Annotated in this window: 18 protein-coding genes and 1 pseudogene; 14 read left to right on the forward strand and 5 right to left on the reverse strand. The window is 63.2% G+C overall.

What is annotated here, in order from left to right:
- Nucleotides 1–2: 2 nt before the first annotated feature.
- From IFS44_RS04150 to IFS44_RS04170, 5 genes are all read left to right on the forward strand, one after another.
- Nucleotides 3–1,553 (forward strand): tryptophan halogenase family protein, encoded by a 1,551-nt coding sequence (locus tag IFS44_RS04150; RefSeq protein ID WP_192097631.1) that lies wholly within the window; start codon nt 3–5, stop codon nt 1,551–1,553.
- The gene (locus IFS44_RS04155) at nt 1,550–3,085 is read left to right on the forward strand and encodes a tryptophan halogenase family protein (protein ID WP_342366329.1); all 1,536 of its coding nucleotides are present in this window, start codon (nt 1,550–1,552) and stop codon (nt 3,083–3,085) included. The genes IFS44_RS04150 and IFS44_RS04155 overlap by 4 nt, the downstream gene beginning before the upstream one ends.
- 159 nt (nt 3,086–3,244) lie before the next feature.
- Complete coding sequence (locus IFS44_RS04160) at nt 3,245–4,795, forward strand: GH39 family glycosyl hydrolase (protein ID WP_342366330.1); 1,551 nt, start codon at nt 3,245–3,247, stop codon at nt 4,793–4,795.
- Between the two features lie 21 nt (nt 4,796–4,816).
- A complete protein-coding gene (locus IFS44_RS04165; RefSeq protein ID WP_192097633.1) occupies nt 4,817–6,373 on the forward strand; it encodes an alpha-L-fucosidase in 1,557 nt (518 codons plus the stop codon).
- Between the two features lie 133 nt (nt 6,374–6,506).
- Nucleotides 6,507–8,555 carry a beta-galactosidase gene (locus IFS44_RS04170; RefSeq protein ID WP_244649919.1) on the forward strand — a complete coding sequence of 683 codons (2,049 nt, stop codon included), beginning with the start codon at nt 6,507–6,509 and terminating at the stop codon, nt 8,553–8,555.
- 58 nt (nt 8,556–8,613) lie between these two features.
- Here the strand turns inward: IFS44_RS04170 and IFS44_RS04175 are convergent, their stop codons facing one another.
- The 3 genes from IFS44_RS04175 to IFS44_RS04185 form a co-directional block, all read right to left on the reverse strand.
- The gene (locus tag IFS44_RS04175) at nt 8,614–9,606 is read right to left on the reverse strand and encodes an SDR family oxidoreductase (protein WP_192097635.1); all 993 of its coding nucleotides are present in this window, start codon (nt 9,604–9,606) and stop codon (nt 8,614–8,616) included.
- Between the two features lie 107 nt (nt 9,607–9,713).
- Nucleotides 9,714–10,643, reverse strand: coding sequence for an AEC family transporter (locus IFS44_RS04180; protein ID WP_192097636.1), 930 nt, complete (start codon nt 10,641–10,643; stop codon nt 9,714–9,716).
- The gene (locus tag IFS44_RS04185; protein ID WP_192097637.1) at nt 10,640–12,133 is read right to left on the reverse strand and encodes an FAD/NAD(P)-binding protein; all 1,494 of its coding nucleotides are present in this window, start codon (nt 12,131–12,133) and stop codon (nt 10,640–10,642) included. Before IFS44_RS04185 ends, IFS44_RS04180 begins: the two co-directional genes overlap by 4 nt.
- Nucleotides 12,134–12,379: 246 nt before the next feature.
- On the opposite strand from IFS44_RS04185, the gene IFS44_RS04190 reads away from it, so the two are divergent.
- Nucleotides 12,380–13,651 carry a PQQ-dependent sugar dehydrogenase gene (locus tag IFS44_RS04190; RefSeq protein ID WP_192097638.1) on the forward strand — a complete coding sequence of 424 codons (1,272 nt, stop codon included), beginning with the start codon at nt 12,380–12,382 and terminating at the stop codon, nt 13,649–13,651.
- On the forward strand, nt 13,648–14,526 hold the full coding sequence (locus tag IFS44_RS04195; protein ID WP_192097639.1) for a hypothetical protein: 879 nt from the start codon (nt 13,648–13,650) through the stop codon (nt 14,524–14,526). The genes IFS44_RS04190 and IFS44_RS04195 overlap by 4 nt, the downstream gene beginning before the upstream one ends.
- Before the next feature lie 490 nt (nt 14,527–15,016).
- On the opposite strand, the gene IFS44_RS04200 is transcribed toward IFS44_RS04195, so the two are convergent.
- Nucleotides 15,017–15,442 carry a hypothetical protein gene (locus IFS44_RS04200; RefSeq protein WP_128082073.1) on the reverse strand — a complete coding sequence of 142 codons (426 nt, stop codon included), beginning with the start codon at nt 15,440–15,442 and terminating at the stop codon, nt 15,017–15,019.
- 366 nt (nt 15,443–15,808) lie between these two features.
- A complete protein-coding gene (locus IFS44_RS04205; protein WP_167396671.1) occupies nt 15,809–16,333 on the reverse strand; it encodes an FxDxF family PEP-CTERM protein in 525 nt (174 codons plus the stop codon).
- A 423-nt stretch (nt 16,334–16,756) separates the two neighbouring features.
- Here IFS44_RS04205 and xrtV point away from each other — a divergent pair, with 423 nt between their 5' ends.
- From xrtV to IFS44_RS22880, 7 genes and pseudogenes are all read left to right on the forward strand, one after another.
- Nucleotides 16,757–17,650, forward strand: a complete 894-nt coding sequence (xrtV, locus tag IFS44_RS04210) for an exosortase V (protein WP_192097640.1) — start codon at nt 16,757–16,759, stop codon at nt 17,648–17,650.
- Nucleotides 17,651–17,654: 4 nt separating this feature from the next.
- A complete protein-coding gene (gene epsI, locus IFS44_RS04215) occupies nt 17,655–18,344 on the forward strand; it encodes an exosortase-associated protein EpsI, V-type (RefSeq protein ID WP_192097641.1) in 690 nt (229 codons plus the stop codon).
- Between the two features lie 257 nt (nt 18,345–18,601).
- The gene (locus IFS44_RS04220) at nt 18,602–19,462 is read left to right on the forward strand and encodes a hypothetical protein (RefSeq protein WP_031438869.1); all 861 of its coding nucleotides are present in this window, start codon (nt 18,602–18,604) and stop codon (nt 19,460–19,462) included.
- Nucleotides 19,463–20,863: 1,401 nt separating this feature from the next.
- A pseudogene (locus IFS44_RS22745) lies at nt 20,864–21,880 on the forward strand (endonuclease/exonuclease/phosphatase family protein).
- Between the two features lie 301 nt (nt 21,881–22,181).
- The gene (locus IFS44_RS22750; protein WP_192097644.1) at nt 22,182–23,489 is read left to right on the forward strand and encodes a mechanosensitive ion channel domain-containing protein; all 1,308 of its coding nucleotides are present in this window, start codon (nt 22,182–22,184) and stop codon (nt 23,487–23,489) included.
- Between the two features lie 212 nt (nt 23,490–23,701).
- Nucleotides 23,702–24,724: a potassium channel family protein gene (locus tag IFS44_RS04240; protein WP_192070620.1), complete on the forward strand. Its 1,023-nt coding sequence runs from the start codon at nt 23,702–23,704 to the stop codon at nt 24,722–24,724.
- A gap of 150 nt (nt 24,725–24,874) precedes the next feature.
- Nucleotides 24,875–25,582: a glycoside hydrolase family 97 N-terminal domain-containing protein gene (locus IFS44_RS22880; protein ID WP_192097645.1), complete on the forward strand. Its 708-nt coding sequence runs from the start codon at nt 24,875–24,877 to the stop codon at nt 25,580–25,582.
- The last annotated feature ends 3 nt before the right edge of the window (nt 25,583–25,585 follow it).

Raw genomic sequence — 25,585 nt, forward strand, 5'->3', positions numbered from 1 at the left:
TGATGCGGAAGAGGATCTTGATCGTTGGCGGCGGTACCGCCGGCTGGCTGACCGCGGGTTATCTGGCGAAGCGTTTGGGCGCCGATCTGGCGGGCGGGGTCTCGATCACGCTGGTCGAATCCAAGGACATCGGCATCCTCGGCGTGGGGGAAGGGACCTTCCCGACGATCCGGCGGACCCTGGCGACGATCGGCATCGACGAGGCCGAGCTGATCCGGCGATGCGGCGCGACGTTCAAGCAGGGCGCGAAGTTCGTCCACTGGCGTCACGCGCCCGGGCAGGGCCGCACCGATCATTATTCGCACCCGTTCCAGATCGCCGATTCGAGCGACGGCCTAGACCTGCTGCCCTATTGGCTGCTGGGGCATGGCGGCGCGGCGAATTGGGACGAGGTCTCCAATCCGCAGAAAAAGGCCGCGGATGCGATGCGCGCGCCCAAGCTGGCGACCAACCCCGATTATGTCGGGCCGCTCAACTATGCGTTTCACTTCGATGCGGTGGCGCTCGCCGGGCTGTTGCGCGAACATGCGGTCAGGAACGGTGTCCGGCATCTGACCGACACCGTGTCCGAGGTGCTGCTCGCGGAAGATGGTGCGATCGGCGGGGTGCGCACCGAGCGGAACGGGATGCTCGACGCGGATCTCTATATCGATTGCACAGGCTTTCGTGCCGAACTGATCGGCAAGGCGATGAAGGTGCCGTTCCGGTCGTGCCGCGATGTGCTGTTCTGCAACCGCGCGATCGCTGCGCAGCGGCCCTATGCAAAGCCCGGCGATCCGATCGCGTCCTATACGATTTCGACCGCGCAGGAGTCGGGCTGGATCTGGGACATCGGGCTCGATCGCAGGCGTGGCATCGGGCATGTCTACTCGTCCGACCATAGCGACGACGAGACCGCCGAACGCGTGCTCCGCGGCTATCTGGGCGCGGGCGGCGACAAGGCCGAGGTGCGCCATTTTAAGTTCGATGCGGGGTACCGCGAGGTCAACTGGGTCAAGAATTGCGTCGCGGTCGGGCTGTCGAGCGGGTTTTTCGAGCCGCTCGAGGCGACGGGGATCGCGTTTGCCGAAGTCTCGGCGGGGATGATCGCGAACCTGTTCCCCTGGGGCGGCGATTACGAGACGTCGGCGCGCCAGTTCAACGCCAACATGCTGCGCCGCTACGAGCGCGCGCTCGATTTCATCAAGCTGCATTACTGCATCTCGGAACGGCGCGACACGGCGTTCTGGCGCGACAATGTGGCCGACGCTTCGGTCCCCGACAGCCTGCTCGAGCTGTTCGACCGGTGGCGGTTCCGGCCGCCCAACGAGCTCGACATCGACGGGCAGGTCGACATCTTCACCGATGCGAGCTGGCAATATGTCCTGTACGGCATGGGCTGGAAAACCGACCTGAGCGCGAAGGCCGGCGCGCTGCGCTATGCCGAGGATGCGCGGCGTGCGTTTGCCGAGGTCCGGCGTCAGGCCGACTATGCGGTCCGCAACCTGCCGTCGAACCGCGATCTGGTCACCTATGCGCAGCACCATCATTTCGGTGCGCGAGCGGCGGCGTGACGGATCCCGGCCCGGCCCGCATCACCCGGATCGTCATCGTCGGCGGGGGGACGGCGGGGTGGATGGCCGCCGCCGCGATGGCGCGGCTGGTCGAGAGCGGCGTCGCGGTGACGTTGGTCGAATCCGAGGAGATCGGCACGGTCGGGGTGGGCGAGGCGACGATCCCTTCGCTGCTCGACTATAACCGGATGCTCGGCATCGACGAGGACGAGTTCGTCCGCGCGACGGGGGCGACGTTCAAGCTCGGGATCGAGTTTCGCGACTGGGGGCGGCTGGGCGACACGTATATCAACCCGTTCGGCACGCATGGCCGCGATGTCGAGGGGGTGGCCTTCCATCAACTCTGGCTGCGTCAGGCCCGGCTTGGGCGAGCCGACATGCCGGGGCCTATCGGCGACTATTGCTTGTCCGCCGTGGCGGCGCGCAACGGGCGTTTCATGCGACCGTCGGCCAATCCGCAATCGGTCCTGTCGACGCTGTCCTATGCCTTCCACTTCGATGCCGCGCTCTATGCCAGATATCTGCGCGACCTTGCCGAGGCGGGGGGTGTGGTGCGGATCGAGGGGCGCGTGGCGGCGGTCGATCGGCAGGCCGGGACTGGCTTCATCGAAGCGGTCCGGCTCGCGGACGGGCGTGCGATCAACGGAGACCTGTTCATCGATTGCAGCGGGTTTCGATCGCTGCTGCTCGGCGACGCGATGGACGTCGGGTTCACGAGCTGGCAGCACTGGTTGCCGTGCGATCGCGCCTGGGCGGTGCCGAGTTCACCCCGCGATGCGCCGGCCCCGCATACGCGCGCGACCGCGGAAGCGGCCGGCTGGCGCTGGCGGATCCCGCTCCAGCACCGCGTCGGCAACGGCCATGTCTATGCCAGCGACCATGTCGACGATGACACCGCGCTGCGCGTGCTGCTGGACGGACTGGACGGCCCGCCGCTCGCCGATCCGCGCCAGTTGCGGTTCGTCGCGGGGCGGCGCGACCGGCTGTGGGAGCGCAATTGCGTCGCGATCGGGCTGGCCGGCGGCTTTCTCGAGCCGCTGGAATCGACGAGCATCCATCTGATCCAGTCGGGTATCGCGCGGCTGATGAGCCTGTTCCCCGATACCGGGTTCAGCGCGGTCGAGATCGCCGAATATAACCGGCAGATGCTCCGGGAGTATGATCAGGTCCGCGACTTCATCATCCTTCACTACCATGCGACGACGCGGACGGATTCGGCGTTCTGGCGCCATTGCCAAAGCATGACGCTGCCGCCGTCGCTGCAGGCCAAGCTCGATCTCTGGGCGGGCCGGGCGCGGATCTTTCGCGAACAGGGCGAATTGTTCACCCCCGACAGCTGGATTGCGGTCCTGCTCGGCCAGGGCATCTGGCCCGCGTCGGTCGATCCGCTGACCGCGGGACTGCCGGTGGCGGAGAGCGCCATGTTCCTCGACCATGTGCGGGAGATGGTCGCTAAGACCGCCGAGGCGATGCCGCGCCACGCCGACTTTATCGCCCGGCATTGTGCGGCACCGCTGCGGACCGCGGCATGATACGATCGGCACGTATCGGCAACCGCTAAAAAGCTTATTTGTCGGACAAAGCTTGCCCTTCCGCCTGATCGCGCTACCATCATGGCAATTCGTATAAGAACGGGAGCGGGTATGCGGTGGGCATCGAGCGCGGGAATGGCTGCGTCAATAGTCGTAGCGTTGGGCACTCTGCCGGCTGCAGCGGCCCCCGTTGCCGGCGGAGGCGAACGGCGCGTCGTCATCGATGCCGCCAAGGTCGCAGGCCCGGTCGATCGATCCTTCGACCTGTCGATCGGTTCGGATTTCCCGGGCACGCTGATCCGCAGCGACAGCCAGACGCAGCTCAAGACCGCGGTCGACGAGCTCGGCTTCCGCTACATCCGCTTCCACGACATCTTCCACGACGTCCTCGGCACGGTGCGCAAGACCGATGCGGGGATCGTCTATGACTGGACGAAGATCGACCAGCTCTATGATGCGCTGCTGGCGAAGAAGATCCGGCCCTTCGTCGAGCTCGGCTTCACGCCCAATGCGATGCGGACGTCGGAGCAGACGATCTTTTACTGGAAGGGCAATACCTCGCATCCCGATCCGGCGCTGTGGCGCGGGCTGATCGATGCCTATGTCCGCCATGTTCGGCAGCGTTATGGCGCCGACGAGGTTCGCCGCTGGTATTTCGAGGTCTGGAACGAGCCCAATCTCGACGGCTTCTGGGAAAAGGCCGATCAGAAGGCGTATTTCGATCTCTATGCGGACACCGCGCGGACGATCAAGGCGATCGATCCGGCGTTGCGGGTCGGTGGGCCATCGACCGCGGGCGCGGCCTGGGTGCCCGAGCTCCTTGCCTTTACGAAGCGGAACGCCGTGCCGATCGATTTCGTGACGACGCACACCTATGGCGTCGAGGGCGGTTTTCTCGACGAGGAGGGCAAACAGGACACCAAGCTGTCGGCGTCGCCCGACGCGGTGGTCGGCGACGTGCGCCGCGTTCGCGAGCAGATCGAAGCCTCGGCCTATCCGGGGCTGCCGCTCTACTTCACCGAATGGAGCACGAGCTACACGCCGCGCGACTTCGTCCATGACAGCTATATCAGCGCGCCGTACATCCTGACCAAGCTGAAGCAATCGCGGGCCTATGCGCAGGGTATGAGCTACTGGACCTATACCGACCTGTTCGAGGAGCCGGGCCCGCCGCCGACGCCCTTCCATGGCGGGTTCGGGTTGATGAACCGCGAGGGCATCCGCAAGCCGGCCTGGTTCGCGTATAAATATCTGAACGCGTTGAAGGGCCGCGCGATACCCGTGGCGGATGACACGGTGCTCGCCGCCGCCGATGGTCAGCGGATCGCGGCCGTGGTCTGGGACTGGCAACAGCCGGTCCAGACGCTGAGCAACAAGCCCTTCTACACGCGGCAGGTGCCCGCGGTTGTGGCCCGGCCGATCGCGCTGACCTTCGATCACGTGCCTGCGGGGACGTACCGGCTGACCATCCGCCGGACCGGCTATCGCCGGAACGACCCGCTCTCGCTCTATATCGACATGGGTATGCCCGCGTCGCTCGATCCCGCGCAGCGCAAGGGGCTCGAGCAGGCCACGCAGGATCTGCCCGAACAGGCGCGGACCGTCCGGGTCGGTCGCAGCGGATCGACGCGCGTCACAGTGCCGATGCGCAGCAACGACATCGCGCTCGTCACGCTGGAACCCGCAGGCACCGCGGGCATCGAAGAATAATCGGGCAAAAGGGGAGAAGACATGGCGGGATTTAGCAAGCGCGACGTGCTGGCCGCACCGCTGCTCGGCGCCCTGGGGGTCGGCGCGGCGCGGCTGGGGGCTGCGGCGGCTCCGGCAGGCGCAGCACGCGGCGGCCCGGCAATCCCCGCGGGACGGTTCGACGCGTCGGTCGCCTCGCTCAAGACCTATCAGACGCCCGACTGGTTTCGTGACGCGAAGTTCGGGATCTGGGCGCATTGGGGCCCGCAGGCGGTACCCCGCCAGGGCGACTGGTACGCGCGCTTCATGTATGTCCCCGGCCACCCGCATTACGAGCATCATCTCAAGACCTACGGCCATCCGTCGGAGCACGGCTACAAGGACCTGCTGCCGTTATGGACCGCGGCGCGGTTCGACCCGGACGCGCTGATGGACAAATATGCCGCCGCCGGTGCCAAATATTTCGTCTCGATGGCGGTGCATCACGACAATTTCGACCTTTGGCGCTCCAAGCATCAGCGGTGGAACGCGGTGGCGATGGGGCCGAAGCGCGACGTGGTGGGGGAATGGAAGGCCGCGGCCACGCGGCGCGGGCTGCGCTTCGGCGTGTCCGAACATCTCGCCGCAAGCTATACCTGGTGGTATCCGAACCAGATGTACGATCAGTTCTGGCCGAAGCTCGGGCTGGACTATGACGGTGCCGATCCCGCTAACGCCGATCTCTATCACGGCAATCGCGACGAACCCTACCGCAACACGCCGGCCTCCTGGTACACCACGAACGCCGCCTATCAGCGGCACTGGTTCGACCGGATCGTCGATCTGGTCGACAGCTATCAGCCCGACCTGCTCTATTCGGATGGCGGGCTGCCGTTCGGGGCCGTAGGCCGCGCCCTCGTCGCGCATCTCTACAATGGCAGCATCGCGCGGCGCGGCCGGCTCGAAGCGGTCTATACCTGCAAGAATTCGGGGTCGGGGGAGTTCCACCGCGAGGCGTCGGTCGAGGATGTCGAGCGCGGGGTGCTCAAGGGCATTAATGCGCTGCCGTGGCAGACCGATACGTCGAATGGCGACTGGTTCTTCAATGACCGCCACCCCTACAAGACGACCAGCCAGATCGTCACGATGCTCGCCGATATCGTAAGCAAGAACGGCAACATGCTGCTCAACGTCGTGATGTATCCCGATGGCAGCCTGCCACCGGAGTCCGAGACGCTTCTGGCGGAACTGGCGCCGTGGATGGCGGTCAACGCGCCGGCGATCCATGGCACGCGGCCCTGGAAGATCTTCGGCGAGGGGCCGACCGAAACCGCCGCGGGCATGTTCTCGGAAAAAGCGGATTACACGCCGCGCGATATACGGTTCACGACCAAGAAGGACGAGCTCTTCGCGATCACGCTCGGGGAGCCTGCGGGGACCGTGGCGATCACCGCGCTGGCGCTTGGCAATCCGAACGAGCCGCGCGCGGTGCGGGCGGTCCGCCTGCTCGGCCATCGCGGGCCGATCCGCTTTCGTCAGACCGGACAGGCGCTGGTGATCGACGTGCCCGCGACACTCCCGACCCGCCACGCCAGCGCGTTCCGGATCGACTTTGCTTGAGCGTCAGGTCCCCGCGTCACCGATCCACGCATTCGCCAGCTTGGCGCAGTACCGGCGCCCCCCGACGGGGGGCATCGCTTCGATAAGGACGACCATCTCCATGTTACGCCGCCGCACGCGATCCATCGCCCTGATGTTGACCCTTGCAACGGCCGCGCCGGCGCTGCTTGCGGCTCCTGCGTGCGCGCAGAGCGCCGCCGGCCATCCCGGCTGGCCCGGCAAGGGGCAGCTGTTCGTCGGCACCTGTTATCAGCCCGTCGACCGCAGCCCGGCGCAGATCACCAGCGATATCGCGGTGATGAAAGCGGCCGGGTTCAACATGGTCCGGATGGGGGATCTGTCCTGGGACTATTTCGAACCCGAAGAGGGGCGGTTCACCTTCGAGCGCTTCGACGATGTGCTGCGTCAGATGCAGGCGGCGGGCATCCGGGTCATCGTCGACATTCCGGGCCAGCCGGCACCGATCTGGCTGCACAAGCGCTATCCGGGCGTCGACATCGTCACGCAGGACGGAGTGCGGGTCAACGCCGCCTCGCGCTACTGGGACAATATCAGCGACCCCGATTATCGCCGCCTCGCCGGTCGTCTCGCCGAGCGGATGATGCAACGTTATGCCAAACATCCCGCGGTGATCGCGCTGGGCTATGACAATGAGATCGGCAATGGCCAGATGTCCTATTCGGCGGCGGACCGGGATCGGTTCGTCGTCTGGCTGAAGCAGAAATACGGGACGGTCGACGCGCTCAACACCGCATGGGCGACGCAGCGCTGGTCCCGCCGGATCGGCGACTGGGATCAGGTCGACCTGCCCTATGGCCGGGGTCCGGGACCCAATGAGCGCTATCTCGACCTGCGCCGCTTCTGGTCGGACGACACGATCGGCGCGCTAAAGGACCTCGAATCGATCCGCAAGCGCTTTGCCCCGAACCTGCCGGTCGCGTCGAACTTCTGGCCGACCGCAGGGACCAAGGGGTTCGATTATCTCCGCTCCTGGGAAGATGTCTCGACCTATGGTGCGCAGGGATTCTACCCCGGCGACCCGCTCGGTGCGGGATTCGAGGTCATGATGAACCGGGCAGGGCATCAGACGCCGGTCTGGTTCAACGAGTTCACTGCCGGAGGCGGGGGCTATTACGGCACGCCCGGGCGGTCGCGGATGTGGGCGTATTTCGGGCTGCTGCATTATGCGCAGACGGTGCTCGCCTGGACCTTCAATTCCCATCTCGGCGGAGAGGAGCAGGCCTTGTTCGGGCTGGTCGACCATGACGACCGGCCGTCGTGGAAGGTGGGCGAATTCGCGCAGATCGCGCGCGAGTTCCGCCAGCTCCAGACGATGGGTTTCCCCCGCTACGACCCGCCGCAGGTCGCGGTGCATTATTCGTTCGACACGATGTGGCTGACCAGCCCGCCGCCGGGGCCGAACACCACGCCCGAATATTTCAAGACCGACTACACCACCGCGGTAAAGGCGGCCTTTGCGCCGCTCTACCGCGACAATATCGATGCGGCGGTGATCGACATCGGCCACGACCCGATCGACGCCTATAAGCTCGTCATCGTGTCGAGCGCGTATCTGGTCGATACGAAGATCGCGGCGGCGCTTCGCGGTTACGTCGAGCGGGGCGGTACGGTGGTCATGACGGGCTATTCGGCGAAGGTGGACGCGACCGGGAAATGGTTCGGCACGCCGTTGCCGGGCGGCATGACCGACGTGTTCGGGCTGCGGACCAACGCCTTCTACCGATCCGAACAGCCGCTCCGCGTCCGCTTCGAGGGCCGCGAACTCAGCGGTACGGACCCCTATTACGAGGTGCTCGAGCCGAGCACGGCAAAGGTCCTCGCGCGGTTCGAAAACACGCCCGACAAGAGCCCGGCGATCACCGTCAACACATTCGGCAAGGGGCAGGCGATCTATCTCGCGACCGCGGCGCAACCGGGGTTGATCGATCCGCTGATTCGGTCGCTCTACGCCGAGCTGAAGATCCGGACGGGGCCGGCAACTCCCGACGGGGTGGTCGCGCGCACGGTCGAAGGACGGACGCTCTACGTCAATACGACGTCCGGTGCGCTGAGCGTGGCGATGCCCGGCGCGAAGTCGGGTACGGCCCGCGACGTTCTGACGGGACGCAAGCTGCCCGGCGCGCTCGACCTCGCGGGCTATGGCGTCGCCCTGGTCGAGTAAGGGGCGTCGCGCTGGGGGCTCGAGGCTGATGCTTCGAGCCCCAGCGCGACAACACTCGTCAGGCGGGCTGGCCATTGCCGCCGGTCGACCCGAAGATCTGCCCGGTCGAATAGCTGAGCGACGGATCAGCCGCTGCGACATAGAGCGCGGCGATTTCAGCCGGCTGGCCCGCACGCGCCATGGGCGAATCGCCGCCGAAGCTGCGCAGTTTTTCAGGCGTAGCGCCGCCGCTGACCTGCAACGGTGTCCAGAACGGGCCCGGCGCGACCGCATTGACGCGGATCCCGCGGCTGGCGACCTGCTTTGCCATGCTCTTGGTGAAGTTCAGCACCGCCGCGCGGGTGAGTGCATAATCGACGATGTCGGGCGACGGGTTGCCGGCCTGCTCCGAAGAGGTGTTCACGATCACCGCGCCTGCACCCATCCGCTCGAGCGCGGCCTTGGTCAGCCAGAACGGCGCATAGACGTTGGTCTTCATCGTATCGTCGAAATCCTGGCTCGAGATATCGGCGATGCCCGGGCGGGTCTGCTGGCGCGCGGCATTGTTGACGAGGATGTCGAGCCCGCCAAGCTGTTCGGCGGCCTGTTGCACCAGCTTGCGGCAGAAGCGTTCGTCACGCAGGTCGCCGGGAATCGCGACCGCCTTGCGTCCCTCGGCCCGGATCAGCGCAACGACCTCGCGCGCGTCAGGTTCTTCGGCCGGCAGGTAGTTGATCGCGACGTCCGCGCCTTCGCGCGCATAGGCGATCGCCGCGGCACGCCCGATCCCGCTATCGCCGCCGGTGATCAGCGCCCGCATGCCGGTCAGCTTTCCCGACCCCTTGTAGCTCGTCTCGCCATGATCGGGCCGCGGCGTCATCTTCGACGCGAGACCCGGCCAGGGCTGACGCTGGACGGGATAGGGCGGCTTTGGATAGGCCGCAGCGGCCGGCGTCGGTGTCGCGGCGGGCTTGCCCCCACCCTGAGCCGCAGCGGCAACGGTGGTCGCGGCGAGCGCGCCAGCGGTGACGGCGGCGCCCGACACGAAGGTGCGGCGTGTTGGATCGGTCATGGTTCAGCTCCCGGGATGCGTGACATCCAAAGCGCCAACCGACTGTGTCTGTTCCGGATCCTACCGAGATTGTTTCAGGGGGCGGACCGCGGTGCTTTGCGCAATTCTTAAGTCGGTATCGCCGAGTGAAACACGCCGACGACCAGCAACACGAGCACTAGCGAGACAACACTCGACAGTGCGACGAGGACGGCTGCGGCCTTGCGGTTCGTATCGAGCAGGGTTGCGAACAGCGTTACGTTGCTCGCGATCGGAAACAGTGCGATCAGCCCGACAATGACGCGGTCGCGGGGCGCGAGGATGCCGATGAACGCGGCTTCGAGCACAAGTGCGGTGGCGATCAGCACGAGTCCGCTGGCCTGTCTGACGCCGAGGATCCGAGTCATCAGGCGGGGCCGCCAGTCGTCGCGACCGGTCTCGGCGAGATTGAGGCCAATGACCGCCATGCCGAGAACCGACACCAGCGTACCGGCAACCGACAGGATCGGCGACGCCGCCTCGGGCATCGTGACACCGGCCGCCTTCGCGATGATCGCGCCGACGATCACATAGACGACGGGCACGCGCAGCGCCTTGGTCGCGGCCTTGCGCGTACCCTCCTTGGTCCGCGCAATCAGGAAATAGCCGATCGTGTCGCCGTACAGCGCGCTGCCGATATAGGCGCAGATCACCGTCGAGACGCCGACCTCGCCGAACAGCGCCTGGCTGACCGGCACGCCGAAGAACGCGACGTTGAAGAACGAGAACGAGGCCGACAGCAATTTGGGGTCGAAATCGTCGCCGACCCGCTTGGCCAACCGGTAGGCAGGGATGCTCATCAGCGCGGCGACCGCGAACATCAGCGGGGGGATCACGAGCAACTGCTGCGTTTCCGCGCCGAGCACCTTGTCGATGACCAGCAACGGAATAAGGCCGAAGACGAGGATGGTCGAGAACAGCTTCGCCGCCCAGGGCACACGCGCCCCGACGCCCCAAGCGAGCAGGATCACGCCATAAAGCGGCAGCAGTACCGCCGCGATGTTGCCCAGCGCGCTCATTGCTGGCGCAGGATATCGTCGATCGCGCGGCCCGCGCACTCGACGTTGAACCAGACTGCGTTGGTGTCGCGCAACTCGCCGTTGAGCAACTGGCCGAGCGCGTAGATGCGTGGTGCGTCTCGGCTGGCGGAGATGATCCGGCAGGTCGCGCGGTGTGCGATGGCACCACCGACCGGGTGTGGTTGCAGCCAGTCCTTGGCGAGCAGATCCTTGACCAGCGATTCCTTCATCTCGGCGAGGGTGGTCGCCTGGCCGGTGGCGTTGACGACGATCGGCGTCTCCAGCGTGTCGCCCGTCGTGAACCGGACGACGAAGCCGCTGCCGGTCGGGTTGGCGACGGTTTCATCGACCCGCCCGCGGACGCTGAGCTGCCCGCGCGTCATCGCCTCGGCGAGGCGCCGCGCGTTCACCATCGGCGTGACGAACCGCGCTGCGGCGAAATGCGGCGCCAGCCATTGGCCGAACCGTTTCTGGTCGACGGGCCGCAACAGGTTCCAGATCGCGGTGGAATCATGGCGGGCGGCGGTCAAGATGCGCTGGAACGGCTCGTCGCCGGCCTCCGCGGCGGCGATGTCGTGTAGCAGTGCGGCTTGGGCGTCACCGTCGGCGCGATCCTCGGCCTGCCAGTCGATCGTCCGTCCCGCGGCAGTCTCGGCCTCGATGCGGAAGAGGCGGAACAGGTCCACGACCGAGAAGGCGGCGCCGCGTTCGCGGATATGCCGGTGGACGTTTTCAAGCGTGAGATGCTGGCGGTCATACCCCGTCTCGGGTGCGGGAATTTCGACACGCGGCAGTAGGCCTTCCTTCGAAATCAGGTGGATATGTCCGCGGTGCCCTTCGTCGAGCAGCGTCATCACCGCGTCGATCGCGCTGAGGCCGCTGCCGAGGATGACGACGGACTGATCGCTGTCGATACCCCTGATCATGCGATCGGCGGGGTAGGGCGAGTCGAAATAGCCGGGCTTGCCGTTCAGGGTGCCGAACCGGTCGGGATCGGGCGTGCCGATCGTCAGTAGCACGACGTCCGTCGCGATCGTCGATCCGTCCGAGAACGTGATGGTCGCCGCATCATGGTCGCCCTCGATGCTGACGGCTTCCTGATGATGGATCCGGACATCGATCCCCGCGCGCCGGGCTTGGTCGAGCGCCCGGTCGAGCACGTCCTGCATGTAGAGGCGATATTCCCGGCGCTCGGGATATTCGACGCCATCGGGATCGAGCGGAGTCCCGGCTGCCGCGCGCCGTGCCTTGAGCCAGGTCCGGAAGTGACCCGGCTCGCGGTCATAGAGCCCCATGAGACGCGATTCGGTGTTCAGGCGATGCCCCGGCTGTTCCGTGCCGAATGCCAGGCCGCGTGCGAGTTCGTCGTCCCGCTCGACCAGATGGAGGATCCATCCATCGCCCGGGTCATAGCAAAGTCGCGTGACGGCTTCGGCGAAGGCGGCGACGCCACAGGCCCCCATGCCGATAATAGTCAATGTTTTCGGCATGATATCCCATTCTCTGACGAACGGCGACAACGCTCGGGCGCTATATGGTGCCACGGCCGAGATGAAAATTTTGTCATGTCGGCGGCGCCTCGTTCCGGCGGCGGTTCGGTGGCTTCGCGGTGGTGACTAAGGCTGTTGCCGAGGGGATTGGTCGCGACATCACCAAATTAATCCGCGGCGCTGGTAGCCTCATGGATATCGTTGATTGTGAGAGGGTTACACTCTTGTCATGTTCTGGGAGACATTATGAGGACGATCCTTGCCGCCGTCAGCGCATTGGGTTTGGCAGCTGGCGCGATGGCGCAGACCCCGCCGCCGGTGCTGGGTCTGAAGACGCAGGCTGAGCCCTATGCGACTGCGTCCGTGGTCAACCATCCCAAGACGATCGGCTGGCCCGACGGGCGCAAGCCCGTGGCGCCGCGGGGGTATGAGGTCATCAAGTTTGCGGGCGGGCTGGACTATCCGCGCCAGGCGCTGCTGCTGCCCAATGGCGACATGTTGGTCGCGGAGGCGCGCACGAAGCCCAAACTGGATGCCGAACCCGACGTCGAGCGCGGTCAGGCGCTGTCGAAGACGACGGGCTTCAGCGCCAACCGTATCACCCTGTTGCGCGACGCGAACCGCGACGGAGTCGCGGAACAGCGTTTCGTGTTGATCGACGGGCTCAACCAGCCGTTCGGGATGCAATATGCGAACGGGCGGCTGTACGTCGCCAATACCGACGGCGTCGTCAGCGTTCCGTTCTCGCCCGGCCAGACGCGCGTGACCGCAACCCCGCAGCCGCTCGTGTCGCTGCCCGCGGGGGGCTACAACAATCACTGGACGCGCAACCTGTTGCTGAGCGCCGATGCGCGGACGTTGTACGTGTCAGTCGGTTCCGCCTCGAATGTCGGCGAGCATGGCATGGACGAGGAGAAGCGACGAGCGGCCATCCTCGCGATCGATCTGCGGAGCGGGCGCGAGCGTCTCTACGCGTCGGGGCTTCGCAACCCGGTCGGCATGGCTTGGGCACCCGGTACGGGTACTTTATGGGCTGCGGTGAACGAACGCGACCAGCTCGGCGACGATATCGCGCCCGACTATCTCGTCGGCGTTCGCGACGGCGGGTTCTATGGATGGCCTTACAGCTATTATGGCAAGCAGGATCCGCGTCACGCCAATACCAGGCGCGAGTTGCTGGCGACGACGTTGCTTCCCGATGTTGCCGTCGGGCCCCATGCCGCGGCGCTGGGCGTGGCGTTTGCGAAGGGAACGTCCGCCGCGCAACAGGTCGCTTATGTCGCGCGGCACGGTTCGTGGAACCGATCCGCGTTCATCGGCTATGACGTCCTCGCGGTCCCCTTTGCCAATGGCAGGCCGACCGCCGCGCCGCAGCCATTCCTGACGGGGTTCGTCGCGAACGAGAAGACGGGCGAAGTCTATGGTCGACCGGTCAGCGTGCAGACACGCGACGATGGCGCGATCTTCGTCGTCGACGATGCCGGGGATACCGTCTGGCTGGTGCGACGCACCGCGTGACCGCCAAGGCGCTGATCGGTCTGGCGGCGATGTGTGCGTGTGTCGATGCGTCCCGCGCGTCGGCGCAGACCGTGCCGTTCATCGATACCGAAGACGCGACGCTGTCGGAGGTCGATGTCGGCGACGCGACGGTCCATCCGATCGTCACGGTCGACGTCCGCAACGGCGATTATGCGCGCGGCGCCTATGACGACGATGATGCTGGCCTTGGCAGAGTCCCGGTCCATCTCTCGGTCGGCGGTGCCGCAGTGCTGACGCGCCGCGCGGACGGGCAGGGCGCCCTGTTCCTGGTCGGGCAAAGCTCGAACGGCTTTCACGCGCCGCGCGCCGACGAACGGTCGCGCCCGCGCAGTTGGTACGAAAGCAATACGATCGTCGGTCTTGCATGGCGACCTGTCGATGGGCTGTCCGCTGCGGCCGCCTATGCCATCAAGGCCAGCCCCAACGGGGTGGCGAGCACGAACCACGAGGCCAGCCTGACGATCCTCTACACCGGCGATAATGCGGTGGGATTTCTCGCGCCGCGTTTCGCCGCGACGAAGCGGACCAAAGGCGAGGGGGGTTTTTACACGATCGCCGGCATCGCCCCCGGCTTTGCCCTGACACGGGCAAAGGACGGTCCGACGCTCACGGTGCCGGTTTCGGCCGGTGTCGGCTGGCGGGGCTTCTATGCGGCGGACAGCGGCGACAGGGTATATGGCAGCGCCGGGGTGGCGGTCGCGCAGCCCGTCAAGATCGCCGGTGCGGCGGCATCGTTGCAGGGGGAAATCCTCGCCGTGGTCCGTGACCATCATCTGGCCCGGCTCGACGCTCCCGGTGGCACGACCGCCGATGTCGTGCCGTTGGCGACCCTGTCGATCACCATGGCCTGGTGACTCCCGCGCGCAAGCGGTTGCCGCCTCCCATTTTGGCGGCGAGGCTCGGGCGCCCTTTTCACGGGTGAAAGCTCCGAGAGCGTCAGTGCATCATCATGCGCGCAGCAAATTGAAATTCACAATTTGCGGTTAATGCACTTTAAACCGCTTGCAGTCGCAATTACGAAATGAATTTGCTGCATATGTCTCCTTGTCGAAAGACAGACACTTTTTCAACGAGGGGGATTCACATGCGCTACTGGCCAATCGGCAAGCCCATCAGGGGCTAAACAGTCAACAGCCTGTGCTTTTATATTCTCTAATTAACGCATACTGCACGGCATAATGCAATGTGTTACTAGAGAAATAGTAAGGCGTACAGGAGTGATGACTGGCAAATATTGTCATGAATAAAATCATGAGCCAATTTGCGATATTGGAATACCGTGAAGCCCTATAACGGCTGAACTCGAAAATGCCCGGCTTTCCAAGCTGGGCATTTTTTTTGCCATCAAGACCTGGCCATAGCCTTTACCGGCATCTCAAAGGTGAAGGCCCGAGGAACAAGCCCAAGTACTTTTACAGCCTTTTGCATGGCTTCGTTATGCGTCGATATCGTGAAGTGGATTTCGGTGAACCAACCGTTCAGATGAGTTTTCCGAAATCGCGATAGCACGGCAGCAAAGGCTGCGGGAGCGGTAGGCGAACCCCACGCGAACGTGATCGTGAGCGTTCGATCATCATGGTCCTCGCCCCAATTGATACCGCCAACGCACGTTCCGCTTTCGTCAAAAGCCAGAATTGCGGGATGATCCCATTTGCATGGGGGATATCTCAGCCAGCCATTCTGCTGATGATCAACACCCGCGGCGTAGGCCGCTCTCAGGCCTTCTTTGCTGTGTGCAAGTTTGGTAACATGCTCTAACCGTAAACTCATGTTACAGCTCTCCGCCTGTACTTGAGGATCTAGAGATCGCAGAACGGCGCACACGGGTGCTCATTGCCACTCGCAGCCGCCTACCTGGCTGGGAGCGGTTGTCGACCGATGGGTGCCGATACCAGGCCTTGTGCTTAGTAACTGGCGGCATCCATTCAGGCAGGTTCGCGATCTCGGGGTTTGTGCCTTTGGGCGCAGCATGGACCATCCCGCCTGCCCAAGTATCGATCAACGGCGCTGGTCGCGCCGCATGGATCCTTTCGTCGACCCGTCCGCGCCGTAGACTAAACAAAAACAGCCGCCAACCTCGAAAGGTTGACGGCTGCCTTCACACAGATGGGCGCTGGGACCAGCTGTGAAATGCGCTTAGGCGAATGCGATCTTCGCCTGGCGACGACGAACGCGCATCGATGCGCCGATGCCGCCGATACCGAACAGCATGATTGCCCAAGTACCAGCCTCGGGAACTGCCGAAGGCTCAAAGGTTGCGGTGCCGGCATAAGAGCCGTTGCCACGCGACATGCCGTTCACGACAATCTTGTTCGTCGCACCCGATGTGATCGCGACGTTGTTGATCTCGAAGAACTCGGCGTTGCCGACGATGGTCTTCGTGGCTGCGAAGCCATTGATGAACACCGACAGGATGTCGAGATCGGTCGAGCTCGTCAGACGCGTGGTGTTCGTGCTCAGCGTGCCGCTGGCCAGACCAGTCTGATCGATGATGAAGTTGAAGGTATCCGTGAACATGCCCGACGCAATGCCCGAACGACCGAAGTCTGCCGAAACAGTACCGTCCGTGATGTCACCGCTTACGGTGAACTCGGGGTTGCCCGGAACGAAATCCGCTGCGTGAGCTGCAGGGGCCATCGCGAAAGCCGATGCGAATGCCATGGTCGAGAGTAGTAGACGCTTCATGATGGTTCCCTCTATTTGATACTTAACAAGCTGTTACCGGGGGGCATGGCGATTCGCAAACCGATATAACGCTGAGATTTCCCCATGATCTCAATAATGTCCAAGTTTGGGACAATCGGCCTTCCTTCGTCGCAGACGGGGCCGGAAGGCACGTTCCGCTTCGAGCACCGCTAGGCCTTATGCTCTCCTGGGGGCGGCCCCCAGGCAGCCGGAAAGCGCGGTTTCGGCGCATGGGCGCGCGCTGCTTGATAGGGGTGGTATGGCCTCGCCTTGTCCCGGGGCGATACGGGTGGCCTATCAATGGTGCGGGCGATGGCATTCTCGGCGATCGTGGGGATGGCTTTGAATATTGGGTAAAAGACGCTAGCTTTGCCGCTCATAAGTCGTCGGGAGAAATGCGTGATACGGGTAGAGGCGCGGCCGCAGCCAAGCGGGTCGTGGACTGACGTCGGTAGCGGCCTGGCGCGCTGGACAGCGCGGTGGTGGCCGCTTCTGATAGGATTGGCGTGCCTCATCCTGCCGACGCTGAGCCGGCTGGCGACCGTCAGCTGGTCCACCGAACAGGGCGCGCACGGGCCCATTATCTTCATTTCCGCGCTGTGGCTGATCTGGCGCGCGCGGCCGTGGGAGGTTGCCAAGCGCCAATCCTTCCTTCCTGTCGGCTTGCTGCTGGTCCCCGCGCTGCTCCTCTATTCCGTAGGGCGAATTACCAGCATCTTGGCGATCGAGGCGCTGTCCCTCTACGCCGTGATCGTAGTATTATTATGGACTTATCTCGGTAAGGAGGCACTCAAGAGGCTGTGGTTCCCCCTGGTGTACCTGCTGTTCATCATCACGCCGCCGGAGAACTGGGTTTTCGTCGCTACGCGTCCCATCAAGGACTTGATCTCCGATGCTTCCGTAAACTTGCTGGCTGCATTTGGTCTCCCCATCGGGAGTACCGGAACGGTTATTCAGATTGGCGGATATCAGTTGCTGGTCGCGACGGCGTGCTCCGGGATAAACTCCCTGATCGGCATTTGTGCGTTGGGTGTTTTCTACGTCTATCTTCGGCATGGCAATGCGCCGCGCTACGCGCTCTTGCTGATATCGCTGATGATACCATTGGCTATAGCGGCAAACTTTCTGCGTATCATCATCTTGGTCTTAATGACCTATTACATCTCGGAAGAGGCCGCGCAGGGCCTGGCGCACGAGCTGGTCGGCATGGGCATGTTTATCCTGGCATTGCTTATGCTGCTGGGACTGGATGCGGTGCTGCATCCTATTGTTTCACGTTGGGCCCGAAAGTAACGACATGACAATCGCTCGATTTACCCGACGAGAAGCTGCCCTGGGTCTCGCCTTCGGCATAACCGCAGGCGTCACCTATGCTCGACGCCCTACCGAGCTTGTCGTTGCCATTCCTTCCGGAAACCTGAACGACGCCATTCCAAAGCAAGCAGCCCCTTGGGCGATGGTGCCGGATGTCAGCTTTGTTCTACCCCCCGAGGATGAAGCAAAAGCGGCAGCCGTCTATGAGAAGCAGCTGATGCGCAGTTACGGTGCCGATGGCGCTCCGCCTATCATGCTTCTGATCGCCTATGCGTATCGGCAGAGCGGCATGTTGATGGTGCATCGTCCAGAGTCCTGCTACCCCGGATCCGGTTTTACCATCACCGATATACGAGACGTGGATATTCCTCTGGGCAAAGGCGTAAGTGCACCAGGGCGCTTCCTAACGACCGTGCGCGATACCCGTACAGAGCAGGTTCTTTATTGGACTCGCCTGGGGAATCGTTTTCCGGTGTCGTGGGATGATCAGCGGCGGTCCATCGCAATGCAGAACCTGGCCGGCCTTGTCCCAGACGGGGCGTTGATACGATTTTCGATCATCGATCCCGATGCCAAGGCTGCAGAGGCAACCATGATGGGCTTTGCGAAAACATTGTTCGAGTCCTGCGGCCCCTCCGGCCGCGCACTTCTCGCTGGCCCGATCAACGCATAGGCGATGAGGGTCGCAAGGCACTGAATATATCGTCAAGTCTCGCCGCGACCATAATATGGTGGGAGCGGCAGCGCCCTCATTGCCACGTCACTTGCTCAGCGCGCACAGCAAATAGCACCACACCGTATCAACCGGCTTTTCATCCATCGATCGCCGCAGGTATAAAACGCGCAAGCCCTGCAAAAATCACGACGCTTAACCAGTTCTATACGGTTCCCATCTCGTTTTCTTCTGCATTATGTCTAAGGTAATTGCTTATGTCAGCATCCTCCAGGTTCCTCATCACCAAGCGGCAAACCCTGTCTGCCGCAGCACTCGCACTCACGCTGGCGGCAGCGGCCTGCAATAAGGCCGGACCGAGCGGTCAGACGGTTGCTACGGTCAATGGCGAAGCCATCACGCAAAGCGAACTCAATTTCGAGCTGGGGTTGAGCGGGGCCAACGCGCAAAACTCGAAAGACCTTCAGCCAAAGGCCTTGCAGGCCCTTATCGATCGAAAGCTGGTCATTCAGGCCGGCGAGCGCGATGGTCTTTACAAGAAGCCGAACGCCGTTCTTGCCGTAGAGCGTGCCAAAAATATCGTGATGGCGAACCTTGCGCTGCAATCGGTCGCAGCAGGTGTACCTCAACCGGTCACGACGCGCGACGTCGAGACGTATCTAGCGAAGCATCCCGAACTGAGTAGGGAGCGCCGGACACTGTCGGTGGAACAGATTCGTTTTCCAGCACCAAATAATCCGAGCCTAATCGCGGCTATGAAGCCGGCAAAGACACTGGCGGAATTGACAGCAGTTCTGGATAGCCGGGGCGTGAGCTATCAGCGGGCAACGGTGGAACTCGACAGCGCAAGTCTGGATCGTAACGCACTCGGTCGATTGATGACGACGGTGAACGGTGAGCCTCTGGTTATTCTCGAAGGTGCAACGGCGATCGCCAATCATGTTATAAGCGTCCGTCCAGCCGAAGCGAGCTCTGCTGCTATCAATGAACTCGCCAAGCAGGGGATCGCACGTGACCGCATCCAGGCAGGCATCGTTCAGCATCAGGCGGCGCTGCGGAACGCGGCGAAGATCGAGTATGCCAAACCCCTCGATCCCAAGGCGAAGGCTTCTCAGTAATTCCTATTGAAGGCTCTTTCGATCGGCGCCCGTTGGCGCGGAGTGCGCCGGCCTCCGCTACAACGGGCAAGGACGTGCCGCTGACGTCCGCGACAGAGGGGACTCTGCGGATCTGACATGCCGCTGGGCGAAGTTTCGTCTGAGGGCGGCAGCGTCGCGGACGCATGCGGGCGCGGCCGCGATGATGCCGTGTCGACTCTATGTCAGGCAAGCGTCGCCGGCTTGGATAGGACCGGCAGATGTATCGCGGGTTGCACCGTTTGCCAGCGGACGTCTCGGTGCGATCAGGCCGTCGTTCACGCCGCCGCACCGACCCGCGGCGCGATCGTAATACGTAAAATGATGAACTTGTATCGCCCGAAGTCTGGTGAACTGACCGCTTTGCGGTTCGGTAAGGTCGCGCCGATGCGGACCAAGAGTGCCTCGCCGGCTTTGCGTGCGATCCTGCCTACGCGCTGGAAAGCAGCGAGTACTTATTCTCGGTGTGTATCAAGCTGAGTTCAAGTACGGCGTTCACTCTGTCGAGCAGCGTCCGCCACCTGATAAGATCCGCGAATTAGCGCTGGGTGAAAGGGCCCTGAAGAGCCATCGGCGCCGTCATTCGGCGCTAAATTACCGGTTACCGCGCAATGTGGGCAGCAGGAGGTAAAGATGATTTAGATTATGGTCGGCAGAGCATGTCTCATGCCTGGCGCCAACATCTTCGGTATGATCACAGCAACCCTAAGGCGGCTGAAAACCGTCAGACAGGCTATTCCGATCCAAAAGTTATCCGGGATAAGAACTTAGAAGCCGTCGCTTGTCGCAAGAATGAATCTTTTCCAGTCGACTCATCATAACGTAAAAAGCTGTAACAATTTTATCAATGCCATAGCATGCAAAAACAAAGGACGACCCACTATCAGATAGCGAGTCGTCCTTTATGTTCGACTTAACCCTTGAAAGGCTTGCCGTTCTGCCAATAACGCATAAAATTTCCTTTGAGTTAAATGGATTATGCTGCCGCCCCGCGGCAAGACCGTCCTGCCCGGTCGTGGTTAATATGGCAATCTACTAAAACCGAGTCGGGATCCAATATTCGTTGAACAGAGCGTTTTGGCCGACGAATCGGTGGAACTCCCGTTACTAGGGTGACGACTCGTTAATCAGTGTTACACCAGGCCCGTGGTGGCGAGGTCGATTGCGGAGAGGAAGGCCTTCGGGCATCGATCGTCGCGACTGACGACGCCGCGCCCGTCTCTAAAACGACCGAACATGGCCTCGATACGGCTCCGGCTTCGGCAGCGGCGCCGGTGATATCTCGGCCTGAAGGTTATAGGGCTTGGTCCAAGGCAAGGCCGCTCTTAGGCATCAGCAATGCGGCTAGCTACATTTCCGATCCGTGCCCTCACAGGCGTATTGATGCTCGTAACCGGGCTCAGCATCATCGAGTCCAATGAATGGTGGATCAGGATCTGGGACTTTCCCCGGGTTCAGATACTCGGCCTCCTGCTGTTGGGCGGAGGCCTGGCGCTGTGGCTGGATCGGCAGGCAGGACGATGGATCGCGTTGGGGTGCGCCGTCGCAGCTGGGTGGCAACTCTATCGCATCTATCCGTATACACCGCTTGCCAAGACGGAGCTGGCCTTTGCGGATGATGCCTCAACCGCGCAGAGCCGGTGTTTCGGCGTCCTTTCGCTGAACGTGTTGGAGTCCAATCGAGACTATGGGCGAACGGCGCGGCTGATCGATCGGGTTCGGCCCGATATCCTGCTATTGATGGAAACCGACCAGCGCTGGGCCGACGCATTGGCCAAGCAGCTTGCGCGCTATCCACACCGGCTCGAACAACCGATCGGCAATACCTACGGCATGATCTTCGCCACGCGGCTGCCGATGCGCGATGGGCGGATCGAAACGATCGCATAAAAGGATACGCCGTCGGTCCATGCGGAGCTGACGGCCGGTGATCGATTTCGCGTGATAGCACTTCACCCGCGCCCGCCCGTTCCCGGGCAGGATACCGAGGCACGCGACGCCGAGATCGCGATCGCGGCAAGTCGCGCCGCCCGCGCGAAGCTACCGGTATTGGCGATCGGCGACTTCAACGATGTCGCATGGTCGCACACGTCGCAGCTGTTCAAGCGGGTCGGTGGCTATCTCGATGCTCGGATCGGCCGTGGCACGTTCGCGACCTTCCCCGCGCGCACGCCGCTGCTCGGTTGGCCGCTCGACCACATGTTCGTCACCCCCGAGTTCAAGGTGCATAGCCTGGAGGTGCTGGAAGATGTGGGTTCAGACCATCTCCCGATACATTCGCGTCTTTGCCTGACCGGCCGGTCAGGCGCCAACAAGGCGCCTGACGCAGTGTCGAACGAAGACCGCAAGGACGTAAAGGAGGTCCTTCAGGAGTATCACGAGGATCAGCGCGAGCGGTAAGCCAAGCTCACCGATTTGACGTACATGATTGGGACAGAGCCGTTGCACGACGACCAGCTCAAGACACTGGTATCTGGCGAACGGCTTTGGCGTCGCATGACAGGGCAGGGGGCACAGAGATGGTGCCGATCAATCGCCGGGCAACTCGCCCGTGCTTCGCGCTACTTCACCAGCTATCCCTTGCCCAGAATGGCGCAAACGGCACGGCGGTAACGCGCATGACGTACAAGGGCTGACCGGGGTGCCAACTCCGTTTAACAGGGATCTGGCGACCAGATGGGAATGACGCTGTGATTGTCGGGTGACCGACGCCGACGAGATGGCATTGGAGAACCGGTTGGAACATGATGCCTGGTGGCAGACCTATCTGGATCAATGGACGGCGTTCCCGTTTCATGACCTGATCGCGGCTGTCGCGATCCTGAGCACGGCCCTTCTGCTGGGTATCGTTGCAGCGCGCCTTGCCTGTAGATACCTCCTGCCGGCCTTGACGCCGCGCCACGCCGACGTGGTCGCGCCGCGCCTGATGGCGATTACCCGTGCCGGCATGACGGCGCTGGTCCTGACTGCCTTTCTTGGCGTTCGGGGGCTCAACCCCGGCGCCGATCTTCTGCTTGCGGCGGGTCTCGGCATCGCGGTCGCGGTGCTGGCCTATGAGTTCGGCCGTGCGCTCGGTCTTCGGAGCCGACCAGCGTCGCTGATTGCCGCCACCTTGTTCCTCATCGTGCTGGCAAGTCGACTGGGGGGCCTCGCTCCGTTGATCGCCGGACTGGACCGCGCCAGCATGGGGGTCGGCACCCGGCGTATTTCGCTGCTCGACATCGTCAACGCGGTCGGCTTGTCGCTGCTTCTGTTCCTCGCCGCACGCGCGCTGCTAGGGCTGATCCTGCGCTGGATCGGGCAGGCTCGACTGCTCGACGCGGCGCAACGCGTGCTGTTCCAGAAACTCGCCCAGATTGCGGTCGTCACCGTCGCGATCTTCGTCGGTATCGATCTTCTCGGCATCGATCTCACGGCGCTGGCCGTGTTCTCCGGCGCGTTCGGGCTCGCGATCGGTTTCGGCTTGCAGAAGACGCTCGGCAATCTGATCGCCGGCCTCATCCTGCTGCTCGACCGATCGATCAAGCCCGGCGACGTCATCGCGGTCGGCGACACCTTCGGTTGGGTCAACAAGATCGGCGTTCGTGCGGTCTCGGTACTGACCCGCGATGGCAAGGAGCATTTGATCCCGAACGAACGGCTGATGACCGACGAAGTCGAAAACTGGTCTTTCTCCAGCCGGGACGTCAGGGTTCATGTCGGGTTTCGGGTGTCGTTCGATTGCGATCTGCGACTGGCGCAGCGGCTTGCCGTCGAGGCCGCGTCCGTCTCGCCCCGCGTGCTGACCGAACCCGCCCCTGTCTGCTGGATCAAGGAATTCGGCGACAATGGGGTGGAATTCGACCTGCGGATCTGGATCGACAGCCCCGAGGCGGGGGTTGGGAACGTCACAAGCGACGTGTTCTTTCGCATCTGGGACCTGTTCAAAGAACACGGCGTCACCATCCCGGTGCCTCAGCGCGATCTCCGTTTTCATTCTACATCAGGCGAGCAAGCGCCCCCGGCCTAGGTCACTGCCGCAGTGATCAGGGCGCCCGTTGGATAAAGCGGGGCACTGCTCCGCGGCGTACGGCCCTGATCCTGTTCGGGATCCTCATGTCGATCCACCGTAAGCGATTGCAGACCGGCGCTGTCGAGAATCTGTAACTTCCCCAAATGCCAACCAATCAAGCGGATCACCGAAAGACTTCACAGCGGCACAGCGGAGAGGCAAGAGACGGCATGCACACTGACGATGCAGACACGGTGCACTATCGCCTTCGCCGCCAGAGCCGAACCCCGGCGTGGCTGGCCCTGTCCTGGAGGGCGCTGGTTGCGCTGGCGCTGATCGGCATCGCGCTCGCGGTGCACTGGTTCGATCGCGGCGGTCTGCGGCAGAACTCGGGCGAGCCCGTAACGTTCGCCGACATTCTGTATTTCACGATGATTACCGTCACGACGGTCGGCTACGGCGACATCGTGCCGGTGACGCAGCAGGCGCGGATGTTCGATACCTTCGTCGTGACGCCCATCCGGCTCTTCGTATGGCTCATCTTTTTAGGTACCGCATATGATTTTCTGCTCAAGGGCGTCTGGGAGAAATGGCGTATGTCGGTGATCCAGCGACACCTCGAAGACCATGTCGTGGTCGCCGGTTTCGGTACGAGCGGGTCTGAGGCGGTCAGCGAACTCATCCGTCGCGGTGCCGATCCGGGCATGATCGTCGTCGTCGACGAGCGCGCCGCGGCGTTACGCACGGCGGAGAGTTGCGGCACGACGGTGATGGAGGGAAACGCCACGCGCAACGCCGCGCTGGAGGCAGCTCGTCTCTCCAAGGCCCGCGCGCTCATCGTCTCCGCCGGCCGTGACGATACCTCGATCCTTATCGTACTGACAGCGCGGCGGATCGCGCCCGATCTACCGATCAGCGTGGTGATCCGGTCGGAGGACAATGAAGCGATTGCGCATCAGGCAGGCGCAAACGTCGTCATCAACCCGGCCAGCTTCGCCGGCCTTCTGCTCGCCGGGTCCACGCACGGCGCTCACACCGCCGAATACATGGCCGATCTTGCCGCGTCGGGCGGGCGTGTAGTCCTGCGGGAACGCGAGGTCGCTGCCGACGAGGTCGGCAAACCGCTTGCCGCCATCGCCACCGGACTCGGCCACCGCATCTATCGTGGGCATCAGGACTTCTGCTTCTGGGAACCCGAGGCCGCCCGTCTGGAAGCGGGCGATATTATCGTTGAGGTTGTCCCCCGGCGCTAAATTACCACCAAATGTCCGGCCAGCGCCGTTATTTGCGGGGGCACCTCGTCTACCGGATCCATGGCGTTCTTCACCAAGATAGGGCGAGGCCTCGTTTCGATCGCCTGACGGCCGAACCGAAATCGTCGCCGGCCGGCTGAAAATGGCGGATTGGCCGTTCGAATCCGGCATGACGATCGTGATGTCGTCGCCCCCTCGGACGTCGGTTTGCGGCCAGAGGGTGATGCGTACGGGCCCATGATCATCGAAGGCTCAGAGGCTGTTGCGTCGGCCAACATTGATGAAGCGCGACACGGGGAATTGCTGGTCAGGGGGCGTGAGCTCAATGGCGGTAAACGGGCATTCCCGCTGCGCCTGCGGGCCTATGATCAGGGCGCAGCGTTCAGGCTCGAGATTCCTGCCGAGCCAAGACAGGGAGAAATACGGCTTTCGTCCGAGACGACCGCGCTTCGCTTCCCGCGCGATTACGCATGCCGAGGGCGAGACGTATCGATAACAGGTTCCCGACACCGTCCATCGCTTGTCGAGCTCGATCGACGCGCCGGCATAGAGGTCGGTTTCGTACCAGCCCGGCAAGGCGCCATCGTTCGGCTGGCCGAGCCCGGGCTTCAACCCCTGGATACTGTTCCATGTTCCGGCAAGCACACTGGCCTTCTTCTCGGCCGGCAGCATCGTCTCGGTCAGACGCTCATCGCTTTGCTTAACCGGGCGTCCTGCGCTGCCGCCGACGACAGCACCACCGACAGGGCGAGGCCGCAAGCGAGACCTGGTCAATCGTTTCCGCATCGTAACACTCGTTCGCAACTGACAAGGCTCAGCGTCGTTCCGTTCACTGGACAGGAAATTAACCATGAATAGGGG

This window comes from Sphingomonas sp. CFBP 13706 (assembly GCF_014842355.1).
Classification (GTDB): domain Bacteria; phylum Pseudomonadota; class Alphaproteobacteria; order Sphingomonadales; family Sphingomonadaceae; genus Sphingomonas; species Sphingomonas aerolata.